Origin of the sequence: Flavobacterium sp. UBA7680, assembly GCF_002482975.1 — a bacterium.
In the GTDB taxonomy this organism is placed as follows: domain Bacteria; phylum Bacteroidota; class Bacteroidia; order Flavobacteriales; family Flavobacteriaceae; genus Flavobacterium.
On the sequence record NZ_DLHA01000015.1, the window covers coordinates 15,026 to 30,574 of the forward strand.

General features: G+C 30.0%; 16 protein-coding genes. 12 read left to right on the forward strand and 4 right to left on the reverse strand.

Annotated features, from left to right (window positions below; all coding sequences use genetic code 11):
* Nucleotides 1-421: 421 nt before the first annotated feature.
* The 8 genes from B3C18_RS02405 (at nucleotide 422) to B3C18_RS02440 (ending at nucleotide 8,075) form a co-directional block, all read left to right on the forward strand.
* Nucleotides 422-880 carry a hypothetical protein gene (locus B3C18_RS02405; RefSeq protein ID WP_291141805.1) on the forward strand — a complete coding sequence of 153 codons (459 nt, stop codon included), beginning with the start codon at nucleotides 422-424 and terminating at the stop codon, nucleotides 878-880.
* Nucleotides 873-1,928 carry a glycosyltransferase family 4 protein gene (locus B3C18_RS02410; protein WP_291141808.1) on the forward strand — a complete coding sequence of 352 codons (1,056 nt, stop codon included), beginning with the start codon at nucleotides 873-875 and terminating at the stop codon, nucleotides 1,926-1,928. Before B3C18_RS02405 ends, B3C18_RS02410 begins: the two co-directional genes overlap by 8 nt.
* Before the next feature lie 8 nt (nucleotides 1,929-1,936).
* The gene (locus tag B3C18_RS02415) at nucleotides 1,937-3,052 is read left to right on the forward strand and encodes a glycosyltransferase (RefSeq protein WP_291141812.1); all 1,116 of its coding nucleotides are present in this window, start codon (nucleotides 1,937-1,939) and stop codon (nucleotides 3,050-3,052) included.
* A gap of 226 nt (nucleotides 3,053-3,278) precedes the next feature.
* Entirely contained in the window at nucleotides 3,279-4,025 is a 747-nt protein-coding gene (locus B3C18_RS02420) for a hypothetical protein (RefSeq protein ID WP_291141815.1), read from the forward strand.
* A gap of 38 nt (nucleotides 4,026-4,063) precedes the next feature.
* Complete coding sequence (locus B3C18_RS02425; protein ID WP_291141818.1) at nucleotides 4,064-4,783, forward strand: hypothetical protein; 720 nt, start codon at nucleotides 4,064-4,066, stop codon at nucleotides 4,781-4,783.
* Between the two features lie 154 nt (nucleotides 4,784-4,937).
* The gene (locus B3C18_RS02430; protein ID WP_073484087.1) at nucleotides 4,938-5,921 is read left to right on the forward strand and encodes a UDP-glucuronic acid decarboxylase family protein; all 984 of its coding nucleotides are present in this window, start codon (nucleotides 4,938-4,940) and stop codon (nucleotides 5,919-5,921) included.
* 19 nt (nucleotides 5,922-5,940) lie between these two features.
* Complete coding sequence (locus tag B3C18_RS02435) at nucleotides 5,941-7,308, forward strand: undecaprenyl-phosphate glucose phosphotransferase (protein ID WP_291141822.1); 1,368 nt, start codon at nucleotides 5,941-5,943, stop codon at nucleotides 7,306-7,308.
* Nucleotides 7,308-8,075: a glycosyltransferase family 2 protein gene (locus B3C18_RS02440; RefSeq protein WP_291141825.1), complete on the forward strand. Its 768-nt coding sequence runs from the start codon at nucleotides 7,308-7,310 to the stop codon at nucleotides 8,073-8,075. Before B3C18_RS02435 ends, B3C18_RS02440 begins: the two co-directional genes overlap by 1 nt.
* Nucleotides 8,076-8,391: 316 nt before the next feature.
* On the opposite strand, the gene B3C18_RS02445 is transcribed toward B3C18_RS02440, so the two are convergent.
* Nucleotides 8,392-9,702 carry a phenylacetate--CoA ligase family protein gene (locus B3C18_RS02445; RefSeq protein ID WP_291141828.1) on the reverse strand — a complete coding sequence of 437 codons (1,311 nt, stop codon included), beginning with the start codon at nucleotides 9,700-9,702 and terminating at the stop codon, nucleotides 8,392-8,394.
* Between the two features lie 133 nt (nucleotides 9,703-9,835).
* On the opposite strand from B3C18_RS02445, the gene purD reads away from it, so the two are divergent.
* Nucleotides 9,836-11,110, forward strand: coding sequence for a phosphoribosylamine--glycine ligase (gene purD / locus B3C18_RS02450; protein ID WP_291141831.1), 1,275 nt, complete (start codon nucleotides 9,836-9,838; stop codon nucleotides 11,108-11,110).
* Here purD and B3C18_RS02455 read toward each other — a convergent pair.
* Nucleotides 11,102-11,332, reverse strand: coding sequence for a DUF6341 family protein (locus B3C18_RS02455; protein WP_144216374.1), 231 nt, complete (start codon nucleotides 11,330-11,332; stop codon nucleotides 11,102-11,104). The genes purD and B3C18_RS02455 overlap by 9 nt on opposite strands.
* Before the next feature lie 135 nt (nucleotides 11,333-11,467).
* Here B3C18_RS02455 and B3C18_RS02460 point away from each other — a divergent pair, with 135 nt between their 5' ends.
* Nucleotides 11,468-12,397, forward strand: coding sequence for a DUF6427 family protein (locus tag B3C18_RS02460; protein ID WP_291141837.1), 930 nt, complete (start codon nucleotides 11,468-11,470; stop codon nucleotides 12,395-12,397).
* On the opposite strand, the gene upp is transcribed toward B3C18_RS02460, so the two are convergent.
* Complete coding sequence (gene upp / locus B3C18_RS02465) at nucleotides 12,392-13,045, reverse strand: uracil phosphoribosyltransferase (RefSeq protein WP_180857018.1); 654 nt, start codon at nucleotides 13,043-13,045, stop codon at nucleotides 12,392-12,394. The two genes, B3C18_RS02460 and upp, sit on opposite strands and share 6 nt — an antisense overlap.
* Nucleotides 13,046-13,155: 110 nt before the next feature.
* Between upp and B3C18_RS02470 the strand changes: the two genes are divergently transcribed.
* Together B3C18_RS02470 and B3C18_RS02475 are read left to right on the forward strand one after the other, a co-directional pair.
* Entirely contained in the window at nucleotides 13,156-13,761 is a 606-nt protein-coding gene (locus tag B3C18_RS02470; protein WP_291141843.1) for a DUF4254 domain-containing protein, read from the forward strand.
* 43 nt (nucleotides 13,762-13,804) lie between these two features.
* Nucleotides 13,805-14,812: a glycosyltransferase family 9 protein gene (locus B3C18_RS02475; RefSeq protein ID WP_291141847.1), complete on the forward strand. Its 1,008-nt coding sequence runs from the start codon at nucleotides 13,805-13,807 to the stop codon at nucleotides 14,810-14,812.
* Nucleotides 14,813-14,967: 155 nt separating this feature from the next.
* Here B3C18_RS02475 and B3C18_RS02480 read toward each other — a convergent pair whose 3' ends face one another.
* Nucleotides 14,968-15,366, reverse strand: coding sequence for a hypothetical protein (locus tag B3C18_RS02480; RefSeq protein ID WP_291141849.1), 399 nt, complete (start codon nucleotides 15,364-15,366; stop codon nucleotides 14,968-14,970).
* Nucleotides 15,367-15,549 lie beyond the last annotated feature (183 nt).

The following is a 15,549-nucleotide window of genomic DNA, read 5'->3' on the forward strand; positions in this document are numbered from 1 at the left end:
ATTTAGTTTTGAGGAAATTAAATTTTTTATTTTTTCCTTTTTATTTTTTCAGTTAATACATTTATTATACGTTGATTTTATTGTATTACAATATCAATTTTTTTCGGACTCTAAAAGCTTTGAGAATTTTACAGCTTTAGTAGAAAACAAGTTCATATTAGAAAGACCCTATTTCTCTTTAAATTGTCTATTATCTATTTTTTGTATTAAGTTTTTATTAGACAATACAACTATTAAAAAAGGACTTCTTTATATATTTATTGGTTTAATAATATTTACGTTGTTTATTATTGCGGCAAGACTTGCAATGGGAGTTTCAGTTTTGCTTTGCTTTTTTATCTTTTTAAAACAAATAAAAATTGTTTACGTTGTAGGATTTGTAAGTGTCTTGTTTATTATTGTATTTACTAATCAATACATAATGCAAAGATTAACTGTTGAAAAAGGAGAACCAAGAATTGTAATTTGGAAATGCGCTAAAGGAATAGTCGATGAAAAAGCGTTTAATTATTTTGTTGGAACTTTTAGCAGTGAGCAGGTTGATCAAAAATTAATAGATTGTTATAATTCAAAAGAAGTATTGAGCGGTCCATATTGGTGGATTGGAAAAAAGAATTTTAAATACAATACCCACAATCAATACATTTGGTACTTTGTTACGTATGGTTTCTTGGGGCTTACTTTATTTTTAGGGATTTTTGGTGTTCAATTTTGGAACTTTATAAAAAATAAAAATGTTTATTCATTTTTTTTCATTTTCATTTTTTCATCCCAAAGTTTATTTGAAAACCTTTTAAGCAGACAACTCGGAATATATTTGTTCTTATGGTTTTGTTATCTCTTCGTAATTCGAACTGAAAACACTATTCAAGATGCGTAATAAAATAGTAGTCAATGGTCGTTTTTTAACTCAAAAAGTTACTGGGGTTCAGAGAGTAGCTACAGAAATAAGTAAAAATCTGCAGCAGCATTATAATAAAGAAATAGTTTTTCTTTGTCCAAATAAACCCTTCTTAAACCCAGTTTCAGAATCATTAAATTGTAAAAAAATAGGCTACTTTTCAGGTTATTTTTGGGAACAAGTTGAATTACCTCTTTTTTTATTTCGGAATAAAGTTTCCTTATTAATTAATTTTTGCAATACAGCTCCCATTCTTTTTAAAAAGAACGTGATAGTTGTTCATGACATGGCTGTAAAAGAAAATAAAGATTGGTTTAATTGGAAATTTGCCTTTGTTTACAACATATTGTTTTATTTCAATTTAAAAAAAGCTTTAAAAATAATTACGGTTAGTAATTTTTCTAAAAATGAAATTTTAAAATTTTATCCAAAGATTGAGCCATCAAAAATAGACGTTGTTTATCTTGCAAGTTTTTTTAGCCCAAATGAAGACGCAAATCAAAAACACGATTATTTTATTGCCGTAAATTCATTAAATCCCAGAAAAAATATTAAAGTAATTTTAGAAGCTTTTAAAACATTAGATCTACATCAATTTAAATTAAAAATTATTGGCGGTTCATTTAATACTATATTTAAAAATGATCTTTTAGAATCAGATAGTTTAAATGTTGAATTTTTAAATGATGTTTCAGATGTTGAATTAAAAAAAGAAATGGAAGGAGCAAAGGCACTTATTAACGGTTCTTTTTACGAAGGATTTGGGCTTTCTGCACTTGAAGCAATGAGCGTTTCTACTCCATGTATTTTGTCAAATATTCCGGTATATAAAGAATTATATAATGAAACAGCATTATTTTTTGATCCTTATAAACCTTTAGAATTAGTGCAAAAAATAAAAGATTTAATTGATTTAGAAAACTATACCGATCTTTGTAAAAGGTCATTTGAACTATCTCAAAAATTTAACTGGGAAATAACGTCACAGCGTTATATTTCCATAATTGAAAATTTGAAAAACAAATAAGAACAACTTTGAAAAAAGCACTAATTAACGATTGGTATTATGTAAATGGAGGTGCCGAAAAAGTAATTCATTCCATTAACTCAATTTGGAATAATTTTGATCATTTTGCTTTAATAGATTTTCTGAATGATGAAGATCGAAACTTCATTCTTAATGGAAAAAAAGCCAAAACGAGCTTCATTCAAAAATTACCAACAGCAAAGAAAAACCACCGTAAATTTTTGCAGTTATTTCCAATTGCAATAGAACAATTTGATTTAAGCAATTATGATTTAATCATTAGTTCATCATCAGCTGTAGCAAAAGGTGTTGTAACAAAACAAGAACAATTACATATTTGCTACTGTCATTCGCCTATGCGTTATGTGTGGGATTTACAAGAAGAATATTTACAAGACGCCAATTTAAATAAGGGCATAAAAGGGATTTATGCTAAACATGTTTTAAATAAAATAAAAAAATGGGACGTTGCAAATTCTAAGAATGTTGATTTTTTTATTGCAAATTCAAATCATATTGCCAAAAGAATAAAAAGGATTTATAATAGGGAATCAATTGTGATTTATCCGCCTGTTGATGTTGATTTTTTCCAATTAGAAGAACAAAAACAAGATTATTATTTTACGGCATCGCGTTTAGTTTCCTATAAAAAAGTTAGATTAATTGTAGAAGCGTTTAATGAACTGCCTCATTTAAAATTAATTGTTGCAGGAGATGGACCGGAATTTAAAAAACTGCAAAAAATAGCAAAAAGCAACATTAAACTTGTTGGTTTTGTTGATTATGAAATGCTTAAAAATTATATGCAAAAGGCAAAGGCATTCGTTTTTGCTGCTCAGGAAGATTTTGGAATAATTCCTGTTGAAGCACAAGCTTGCGGAACTCCTGTTATTGCTTTTGCAAAAGGAGGAGCTTTAGAAACTGTTGTTGAAAATGAGACAGGGATTTTCTTTAATGATCAATCATGTAAAAAGATTAAAGAAGCTGTAATTGCTTTTGAAAAGACAGAATTTGATCCCAAAAGAATTCGAGAACATGCAATGAAATTCTCTAAGCAGCGATTTGAAAATGAAATGAAAACTTTTGTTGAAACAAAGTTTAAAGAACACACTAAGCTTTTATAAAAAAACATTTTATAATTTTTTCTTTAAAAAGAAATATCCTTCAAACTACTGATAGTCAAAAAATAAATTTTTAAACACTTCAACAATTCATTTAATTTAGAAGTTTAGCTTAAAAACTAAACAATAAAAATTATGTTAAATATTAAGTTAAAAATATTTTCTAAAAAGACTAATTTTAATAGTAAAACGATTATTTTTAAAAAAAATTAATCTTAAAATTTTAAGCATGAAAAAAATATTTTCAATATTAACATTTTTTATTTCTGTAATGTGTTTTTCACAAATCTATGTGCCTTATGGTACTATATATCCTACTACTAATTCCAGTACAACAAGTAATATAGGAATTGCTGTCGCTGATCCAAACGAAAAATTAACAATTGATGGAAATATAAATCTTATAAATCCGGTAAATGTGTATCGAAAAATTGGATTTACAACAACAGATAGTTTTTCAAATTCTCAAACAAACAATATACCAATAGCAAATTATGGTATGACGATGAGTAGATTTGATAGTTCTAGCCCATCGCCAACAGTCTCATTCTCTGGATGGAATGGAATTAATTTTTATACAAATACTGCAGAAAGAATGAAAATAAGCAGTTCTGGAAAAGTAGGAATTGATGTAACTACTTTTCCAACAAATCCACTTTATACCAACTATAAACTTTTTGTAAAAGGAGGTATTTTAACAGATGAAATCCGTGTTAGTTTAAGTGCAAATGGAACTTGGGCTGATTATGTGTTTTTTGATAATTATAAATTAAAACCTTTATCTGAAGTAGAAGCTTTTATAGCTGCTAATAAACACTTACCAAATGTTCCTTCTGCCAAGGAAGTGAAAGAAGATGGAATTAACGTATCAGATATGCTTAGAATTCAGCAAGAAAAAATAGAAGAGTTAACGCTTTATATGATTGCTCAAAATAAAAAAATTGAAGCTTTAGAGAAAAAATTAAATGCAAAATAACAATTCATTTAATATACTTAACAATAATTTTCAAACCAATGAAAAACGTATTTTTTGCAATCACTTTATTTGCTACTAGTTTGTCTTTTGGACAAATTTATACACAAAATGGGATTATACTAGCAACAACAACTCCTAATAATAATGTTGGTGTTGGAATTATAGATCCGGCTTCTAAATTTCAGGTAATTGGAGATATCTGCAGCTCAGGAGCTAATCAAAAAATTGGGTTTGACACAAATGATAAATTTACTGTTACATCTGGTACGGTTGCCCGTTATGGTATGTCTATTTCAAAAAATCAGTTTAATGAACCAATAGTATCGCATTCCGGTTACTTTGGAATTAATTTTTTTACAAATGATGTAGCAAGAATAAAAATTGATATAGGTGGAAATGTGGGAATTGGTTCAGTAAGCCCGGATGAAAAGTTAACTGTAAAAGGTAAAATTCATGCTGAAGAAGTTAGAGTAGATTTACTAGTGCCTGCAGATTATGTTTTCGAAAAGTATTATAGCGGATCATCAGTTTTAAAAGCAGATTATACAATGCCAACACTAGCTGAAATAGAAAAATACACAAAAGAAAACAATCATTTACCAAATGTACCTTCAGCCCGGGAAATTAAAGAGAAAGGATTACAATTAGGGGAAATGAGTAATATTTTGCTTCAAAAAATAGAAGAACTAACGCTTTATATTATAGAACAGAATAAAAAAATAGAAGCACTTGAAGTGATAGTAAATTCTAAAAAATAGTATAAAAATCGATCTCTTTTTGAAGATCGATTTGATTATAAAAAATAGCTTTTATATATTAAATAACTGCCTAATTAATTTTAGGCAGTTTTGTTTTTTATAATAGTCCTATAATTTTCAAAACGCTTACATTTGCGTTGTATAAATAATCATTATGAAAAGAATACTTATTACCGGAGCAGCGGGTTTTTTAGGATCACATTTGTGCGATCGATTTATCAAGGAAGGTTATTTTGTTATCGGAATGGATAATTTGATTACCGGAGATCTTAAAAACATTGAGCATTTATTCAAATTAGAACATTTTGAATTTTACCATCACGATATTACAAAATTTGTCCACATACCGGGCGATTTAGATTATATTTTACATTTTGCTTCACCGGCAAGTCCTATAGATTACTTAAAAATTCCAATTCAAACTTTAAAAGTTGGTTCTTTGGGAACCCACAATTTGCTCGGATTGGCAAGAGTTAAAAATGCAAGAATTTTGATCGCTTCAACTTCTGAAGTGTACGGAGATCCTTTAGTACATCCTCAAACAGAAGAATACTACGGAAACGTAAATACAATTGGACCTAGAGGAGTTTATGATGAAGCCAAACGCTTTCAGGAATCTATAACAATGGCATATCATACATTTCATGGTGTAGAAACCAGAATCGTGCGTATTTTTAATACTTACGGTCCGAGAATGCGTCTGAATGACGGACGTGTTATTCCAGCGTTTATTGGTCAGGCACTTCGCGGAGAAGATTTGACGATTTTTGGAGATGGTATGCAAACTCGTTCGTTTTGTTATGTAGACGATCAGGTTGAAGGTATTTTCAGATTATTACACTCAGATTATGTATATCCTGTAAATATTGGAAATCCCGATGAAATTACAATTAAAGATTTTGCAGAAGAAATCATAAAACTTACTGGAACAAATCAAAAAGTAGTATACCATCCTTTACCAATAAATGATCCGTTGCAGCGTCAGCCGGATACAACAAAAGCAAAAGAATTATTGGGCTGGGAAGCAAAAGTAAGCCGTTCAGAAGGAATGAAAATTACATACGATTATTTTAGATCACTTTCTAAAGAAGAACTTTCTAAAGAAGAACATAAGGACTTTTCGAATTACATAAAATAGTATTTAGAAAGAACAATTTATGACGGTGGTTCAAACAGGAAGATACTCAAAATATATAAGGCCAATCAGTATTTTAATAGATCTGATGGTAATTGCTATTTTGAGTTTTTTTGTTTTTAAGGAATTAGTTGCAAATACTTTATTATTTGTCTTTTACCAATATTTAGGATGGAGCTTAATTGCTTTTTCTATAAAATTTTACGATGTATATCGATTCACACCACCAGTTGTAATTGCTTCAAAAATATTCCAGCAAATAATTCTGTTTCTTTTAATTGTAATTGCTTTTTTTCCATTTTCCAGGCACGCAATTTTTGAACAAAGAGCCATTGCAATATTTGCATTTTCAATCATAGTATTGATAAGTATTTTTAAGTTTTTGTTGTTTTTTTATTTAAAAAAATACAGAATAATAACTGGAAGTAATTACAGAAATGCTATTATTATTGGGTTTACGCCAGAAGCAATTCGGTTAAAAGATCTATTTGAAACAAGAAAAGATTATGGTTATCGTTTTTTGGGATTTTTTTCAGATAAAAAAGAAAATCAAGAGATTAAGGGTAAATTAGAGGATTTAAAACCTTTTGTACTAGCAAATTCTGTTGATGAAATATATTGTTCTTTACACGAAGTATCAAACAATTATTTAAAAGAACTAATTGATTTTGCTTACGAAAATAATAAAGGCATAAAATTTATTCCAGATACAAAAGAGATTTTCTCAAAAAATCTAAAAATAGATTATTACGATTTATTTCCCGTGCTTTCGCTGAAGCAAACAATATTGAACGAGCCCGCAATTAAAATTTTAAAGCGTTTTTTTGATATTTTATTCTCTATTTTAGTTATTGTTTTTTTATTATCATGGATATATCCATTATTAGGAATTTTGATAAAATTAGAATCAAAAGGACCAGTTTTTTTTAAACAAGGAAGACCAGGCATAGATGAAAATGAATTTATTTGTTATAAATTCCGTTCTATGAAAATGAATAAAACAACAGAAAAAGAAGCTTCAAAAGATGATCCGCGCGTTACAGCAATTGGTAAATTCATGCGAAAAACAAGTATTGATGAACTTCCGCAATTTGTCAATGTTTTATTAGGAGATATGTCAGTTGTTGGACCAAGACCACACCTTTGGTCACAGAACAAAGAATACGGAAAGAAGTTAAAAAAATACATTATCCGTCATTCTGTTAAACCAGGAATTACAGGATTAGCGCAAGTAAGCGGTTTTAGAGGAGAAATTACAACAGAAAGAGATATGGTAAATAGAATAAAATTTGATGTTTTTTATATTGAAAACTGGTCTCTTATTCTTGATTTGAAAATAATTTCGCAGACTGTAATAAACATATTTAAAGGCGATAAAAAAGCATATTAATGAACGATTTAGTATCTATTTTAACACCGACCTATAATACTGAAAAGTTCATTAGAGCCACTATAGAATCAGTTCAAAATCAGACGTATCAAAACTGGGAAATGATTTTGGTTGACGATGCATCCACTGATGAAACGGTCAAAATTATTTCTGATTTTGCAGAAAAAGACAGCCGAATAAAACTCTTTAAATTACCCAAAAATTCCGGAAATGGTTTTGCCAGAAATGTTGCTTTAGAAAAAACTTCAGGAAAATATATTGCTTTTTTAGATGCCGATGATTTATGGTTTCCTAGTAAACTCGAAAAGCAAATTCAATTTTTAAAAACAAACAATCTGCCCTTTACGTTTAGTTTTTATGATTGTATCGATGAAGAAGGCAGTAATTTAAACAGAAGGGTAGAAGCACCTTTAAATTTAACGTATAATCAGTTATTCTTCTGCAATTACGTTGGCAATTTAACCGCGATTTATGATGCAGATTACTTCGGAAAAATTGTAATTGAAGCTACCCAAAAAAGACAAGACTGGCGTTTGTGGCTTACGATTTTAAAACAAATCAAAGAAACAAAACCAGTTCCAGAGCCTTTAGCTTTTTATAGAATTAGAAAAGATTCTATTTCATCTTCAAAATTTAAATTGATAAAACACAATTTTGGTGTTTATCGAGATTTTCATGGATTTAATTTCGTGTCTTCTGTTTTATTGATGATACGATTTCTATTTACTCAGTTGGTTATAAAACCAAGATATATAAAGAAAATTTAAATATTCTTCAAGGTCGCAAATTGCGACCTTGAAGAATCGCGATTAGAATTGGAGATCACAATTTGTGATTTCCAATTTTCAAATTAAACTGTTTTAAGATGAAATCTTCGCAAACTTGATGTCGCAATTTGCGACTTCAAGTTTTCAAGGTCAGAATTGGAGGTCGCAATTTGCGTCCTCCAATTTAAACATAAAATATTTGCAAAAACTTGAAGTCACAATTTGTGATATCAAGTTTTAAGGTCACAATTTGTGACCTTAGAGAATTAGTAAACTATTTTTATAAAAAATTTTCACTCTTTAATTCTAACCCAATTTATAAATAAGATTTAAACTGTTTTAATTTCCCCCGATTGGTTCTTTCTAAAACAGATTTTCTTGTAAAAGTGAAGTTTAAATTTGGCTCTAAATATAAATCGATAGCTTCTTTTATTTTTTGAATTTGTGCAGAATCTAATTCTTTTTCAGCAACATATTCAATTTCAAAAGTATCTAATTGCATTTGTTTGATGATAAATTCTTTTACGTTTCCATCATCTTCAATAATGCTTTTGGTTACATAATAGAACGTCAAACCAGGAGATTTTTTCCCGCTTGGTAAAATGGCAACGTCATTTGTTCTGCCAATTAATTTTTTTAAGATTGGTTTTTGAGGTGTACTTTTTTCATCGAGAATTCCGATGTCGCCAATTTCATATCTGATAAAAGGATTTGCTTTATTAAATAATGATGTAATCACAATTTTTCCTTCCGTTCCATGTGGAACAACATTATTGTTTTCGTCTAAAATCTCTACAAAAAGAGTTTCAGCATTTACCTGCCATTCGCCTTGAGGGTTTTCAAAAGCAATTAAATCCAATTCAGACGCACCATATTCGCTGATAATTGGAATGCCGAATTGTTTTTCCAGAAGTTTTTTATCCTTTTCAAAAAGCATTTCCGAAGTCACAAAACAAGCTTTTAAGGTTGGACAGATTTCATTTAGTACGATGTTTTTCTGTTCTAAAAATTTAGCAAATAAAACAATAGAACTTGTATAACCGTTGATATAATCGAATTTTTTCGTTTTAAATTTCTGCAGAAATTTTTCGAGAATTTCATCAGATAAATCAAAAACCGGAAAACGAAAACGATGCGTTAGGAAATCTTTGAAACGCTCTTTTTGATATCCAATAAAATCCATTGGAATGCCATAAAAACGGGCTTGGTACGAATGATTAAAATCAATGCCAAACCAACCAAAACGCATAATGTTTGAAGCCCATGTCAAGGCGTGCGAATATTTATCTTTAGCAAAAACAAAAGGAGTTCCGCTTGATCCTGAGGTTTTGTTGAGGTAAATATTGCTTTTTGAATAACCATTTGAAAGTCTTTCTTCAAGTGGTTTTTGCAGATTTTGTTTGTTTAAAATCGGTAAATCTTCCCAGTTTTCGACAGTTGTATTTCCAACTAATTCTCTATAAAAGGAGTTATTCTTCAAATGAAAATCAACAATTTCTTTCTTTTTATCTTCGAGAAAAGAAGCATATTCTTCTTCTGAAAAATGAACAATTTTATCCAATTCGGCTTTGGCTTTCTTTATCGGAAAACCATTTAATTGAAGGGAAAGATCAAAAAGACGAATCATTTTTAGGATAATTTTCGTCAAAAATAATATTTACCAATTACTAACAGCGAAGAATCAACAAGTTTTTAAGATTTAATTATTTTTTACGTGTAAAAGCAATTATTTTTGCACCACAACTAAAATACAACAACACATGACAATTTTATTATTGGGATCAGGCGGAAGAGAACATGCTTTTGCGTGGAAAATGATTCAGAGTCCGCTTTGCGAAAAACTTTTTGTTGCACCAGGAAATGCGGGAACAGCTGCAATTGCTGAAAATGTGGCAATTGCTCCAACTGATTTTGAAGCAATAAAAGCATTAGTGCTTAAAGAAAACATCAGCTTAGTAGTCGTAGGGCCAGAAGATCCGTTGGTAAAAGGTATTTATGATTATTTTAAAAACGACGAAAGTTTAAAAAATATCCCGGTAATTGGGCCGTCAAAATTAGGAGCGCAGTTAGAAGGAAGTAAAGAATTTGCAAAAGAATTCTTGATGAAACATAATATTCCGACTGCGGCTTACGATAGTTTTACTGCCGAAACGGTTGAAGAAGGATGTAAATTTTTGGAAACATTACAACCTCCATTCGTTTTAAAAGCAGATGGTTTAGCAGCAGGAAAAGGAGTTTTGATTATTCAGGATCTTGAAGAAGCAAAAACGGAATTAAGAAATATGCTGGTTCACGAGAAATTTGGGGCAGCAAGTTCAAAAGTGGTTATCGAAGAATTTTTGGACGGAATCGAATTAAGCTGTTTCGTTTTAACTGACGGAAAAAGCTATAAAATTCTTCCAACAGCAAAAGATTACAAAAGAATTGGTGAAGGCGATACAGGATTAAATACAGGCGGAATGGGAGCAGTTTCTCCAGTTCCTTATGTTGATGCTGTTTTGATGGAAAAAATTGAAACTCGTATTGTAAAACCAACAATCGAAGGTTTCCAGAAAGACGGAATCGAATATAAAGGATTTGTATTTATTGGTTTGATCAATGTAAAAAATGAGCCAATCGTAATTGAATACAATGTAAGAATGGGAGATCCAGAAACTGAAGTTGTGGTTCCTAGATTAAAATCTGATTTAGTTGAATTGTTCCTTTCAGTTGCAAATCAAAAATTAGATGAATTCGAATTAAAAGTTGATCCAAGAAGCGCAACTACAATTGTTGTTGTTTCTGGCGGATATCCTGAAGATTTCGAAAAAGGAAAAGTTATTACAGGTTTAGAAAATATTACTGATTCGATAGTTTTTCACGCCGGAACAAAATTAGATGGCGAAAATGTCGTTAGTAATGGAGGACGTGTTTTGACTGTGACATCATACGGAGATGATTTCAAACAGGCCATAAAAAAATCTTACCAAAATATAGATAAACTAAATTTTGATAAGATGTATTTTAGAAAAGATATCGGCTTCGACTTACTTTAAGAAAGAGTGAGCTGTAGTATCTTGGTTTTCAGTTCCGGCATCATCAAAAATGCGTAATTGTTTAATCCAATAAACGATTGCGCATGCGCAGATGATCATAAAAATCCAGTTGATCGTGTTTGCACCAAACCATGTTTTTAATTCTAAATGACGTAAAAAGTCAAGTGGAGCAAATAAAATGTTAACGAATAAGTATTGTATTCCTTCAAAAAAAGCTTTCATAATTTATAAAATTATATGTTATTATTGTTTTAACGCCTTGAAGCAAAATTCAAACTGAGAATCTTTTTTCAACTTGTTGGTTTTCCTTTTTAAACAAGTATTATATTTACAGTCACAAAAGTATAAAATATCCTTATGATAACAAGTGTTTTTAAAAAATCTACACCATTAAATTATTCGTTGGTTGTAATTTTGATACTGGTTTTCTTCTTTATGTTTCAAATTCGAGAAACGTCTTGGATAAATTCTTATTTTACGATATTTCAAAAAGTAAGTTTACTGTGCTTTATTTTTGCTTCATTTTTCATGGTCAATTTTATTGTCAAGAAAAACGGGCTCAGTAAAGACAACGGCTACGCGATATTTTTCTACTTATTATTCATATTGTTTTTCCCAACAATATTCAACCATCCAAATGTTGTTTATGCCAATTTCTTTATATTATTGGCACTTCGCAGATTGATTTCCCTTCAGTCTTTAAAAGCATCAAAAGAAAAAATATTCGACGCTTCTTTTTGGATTTTTGTAGCTTGTTTATTTCAATTTTGGAGTATCCTTTTTGTAATTTTAGTTTTTATATCGATAATTTTTCACGTTTCGAGAGATTATAGAAACTGGGTTTTGCCATTTATTGCACTTTTGGCCGTGTCAATCGTGTTTTATATGGTTTCATTAATGTTCCATATTGATGCTTTTAAATTTGTTCAGGAACGTGCGGTAGTCGATTTTAGAATAGATTATTTTAAAAATAATTACGAAAATGGAGCACTTTCTATATATGCAGCGGTTGTCGTATTTTTTGTGTTTTCAATGTTAACAACCTTGTCAAACAGACCGCAGATTGTACATACGTCGTATAAAAAAGTAGTAGCCTGTTTTTTTATTGCCGTTCTTGTTTTCCTAATTTCGCCAGATAAAACTAACGATTTATTATTGTTCAGCATTGCACCATTATCAATGATGGCTGCAAGTCACGTAGAATATATGCAGCAAAAACTCAACAACGAAATTGTATTTTATATTTTGATTTTGGTGAGCTTATTTACTTTTTTCTCTCAGTTATAATTTACTTCCGTACGCAAGATCGCCGGCATCACCAAGACCGGGAACAATGTAATTTTTCTCATTTAATTTTTCATCTAAAGAAGCAACCCATAAATGACAATTTTCGGGAAGGTTTTTTTCAAGATGTGCAATTCCTTCCGGTGCAGCGATAACCACAACAATATGAAATTCTGTTGGCGCAGCATTTTCAATCAGTTTTTTATGAACCGCTACAATAGATTGTCCCGTTGCAAGCATTGGGTCAAGAAGTAAAACAGTTTTATTGTTTAAATTTGAAATAGCCTGATATTCAACTAAAATTTCAAAATCGTCACCACCATTTGGATGAAATCTGCAGGCAGAAACAAAGCTGTTTTCCGCATGGTCAAAATAATTTAAAAAGCCATTATGGAGCGGTAATCCGGCTCTTAAAATTGGACATAAAACCAAATCCGTTTCAATTTCAGTTGTTTTTTTGATACCAAGTGGCGTTTGAATTTCAACACTTTTATACGGTAAAGTTTTGCTTAATTCATAAGCCATAATTTCGCCAATGCGTTCAATATTTCTTCTAAAACGCATACTGTCGTTCTGCACATTTACATTTCTAATTTGTCCTAGAAAATGATTTAGAACACTATTGTTTTCAGATATATAATGAATTTTCATGATGATTTTTTAATTTATTAACGAACTATTATATAAAAACAAAAAATAATTTCTTTTTTTCGCAGCATAAAAGTATAAAAAGTATCTTTGTATCTATAAAAAATAAAGACATGTTTTCAAAATTAGCATATTCTGTTTTCGAACAAAGCATTAAAGATTATCATCAATTTGATAATGTTGACCAGCCTATAAACAATCCGTTTCCAAAAGATAAATTCGAACATTTATTATATTTAAAAAACTGGATTGATACTGTTCAATGGCATTTTGAAGATATTATTCGTGATCCGCAAATTGATCCTGTAGCCGCTTTGACTTTAAAAAGACGCATCGACGCTTCAAATCAGGAACGTACTGATATGGTTGAATATATCGACAGTTACTTTTTGCAAAAATACAGCCATGTAAAAGCAAAAGACGGAGCAAAAATCAACTCTGAAAGTCCGGCTTGGGCATTTGACAGATTGTCTATTTTAGCTTTAAAAATTTATCACATGAATGAAGAAGCGACTCGTGCAGAAGCGACTCAGGAACACAGAGATAAATGTCAGGAAAAATTAAATATTCTTTTAGAGCAAAGAACAGATTTATCTACAGCAATTGAAGAATTATTGACTGATATCGAAAATGGAGAAAAATTCATGAAAGTGTACAAACAAATGAAAATGTACAACGACGATGATTTGAACCCGGTTTTATATCAAAATAAAAAATAATTTGGCAGAGTTGTCTAACAGCCAAATCAAACATATAGCCGTCATGAGACTTTCCGCAATGGGAGATGTCGCCATGACGGTTCCTGTTTTACGTGCTTTTGTAAAGCAATATCCAACGGTAAAACTAACCGTTATTTCGCGTCCTTTTTTTAAACCTTTTTTTGACGGAATCCCGAATCTTGAGTTTTTTGCTTTTGATGAAAAAGAAAGACACAAAGGTTTTCCAGGACTTTTACGTTTATTCAGAGACGTGCAACAACTAAAAATTGATGCTTTTGCAGATCTTCATAATGTTTTACGATCTAAAGTGGTGAGTTTGCTTTTCGCTTTAAGCGGAAAAAAAAGAGTAGCTGTAGATAAAGGACGAGAAGGGAAAAAAGAATTGACAAGAGCTGAAAACAAAATTTTCAAGCAATTGCCAACTATGTTCGAAAGACATGCAAAAGTGTTTGAACAACTTGGTTTTCCTGTAAATTTATCAAATCCTGAGTTTCCTAAAAAAGCGGTTTTTGGTGGAGAAATCACAGATTTGGTTGAAGAAAATTGTGAAAAACTAATTGGAATTGCCCCTTTTGCCCAATACGATTCTAAAGTTTATCCTTTAGATTTAATGAAGGAAGTAATAACAAAACTAGCAGAAAATAAAGATTATACGATTTTACTTTTTGGAGGAGGAAAAAAAGAAATTGAAATTTTAAATTCACTTTCAGAACCTTTTAAAAATGTAATAAATGTTGCCGGAAAAATTAAGTTTCAGCAGGAATTAAAATTAATAAGCAATCTGGATGTAATGCTTTCTATGGATTCTGGAAATGCACATATTGCTGCAATGCTTGGTGTAAAAGTAATTACACTTTGGGGCGCAACGCATCCTTATTCCGGATTTTTACCTTTCAACCAAAGTTTAGAAAACGCCTTAACTTCAGACAGAAATCAATATCCAAAATTACCAACTTCTGTTTACGGAAACAAAATTGTAGAAGGTTATGAAGATGCAATGAGAACAATTTCTCCAGATGAAGTTGTTTCTAAAATTAAAAATCAATTATAACATATTATTGTCAGACTGAGCGAAGTCGAAGTCTTCTCAGCATATAAGCCTTTCGACTTCGTTCAGGGTGACAAAAGCAATAAAATGTCAATAAAAAAAATTCCAAATCCCAATTGTAAAAGTTGGAATTTGGAATTTTTTTTTATTGGAATTTCTTATAAATCCAAAAGAAGATATCCTATTGCTTTCTTTTTGTTTTTATCAACTACAACTTTAACAAAATGATTTTCTTTTTCAGTAGCTAATAAAATGTGTTCAAAATCATTGGTTGAATTTCTGTAAACTTTATGTATCAATTCAGATTCTTTAATTTTTTTCGATATAATTTTAGCTGCTTTTAGTTCACTTACATAAGGCCAAATATTAAAAAAGCTATCATTTGAGATTGATATTTCTGTCATTCCCTCATTCTTTGAGCAATCATACTTTTCTTTTGAAAGTAGTTTAGGAGCTTTTCTGTTTCTTCTTTTTTTGATTACGAAGTAGAGACAAAAAAGAGAAGTTATTACAAAAAGTAATATAAAAGTTAGACGAAGGTAGTGATGCATTGCCATAATATTGAATGTTTTAAAAACGTGTTGACAAGTCTTAAGTGCACTACTAATATACTAAATTTCCAGCATGTTTTTTAAAAATAACCCAATTATTTAAATGCTTTTTTGTGTATTTCTTAAATTTGAAAAGTATACTTTCCAAATTTTAAAACTGATAAAAGAAATAACTCACAAAAAAAATTC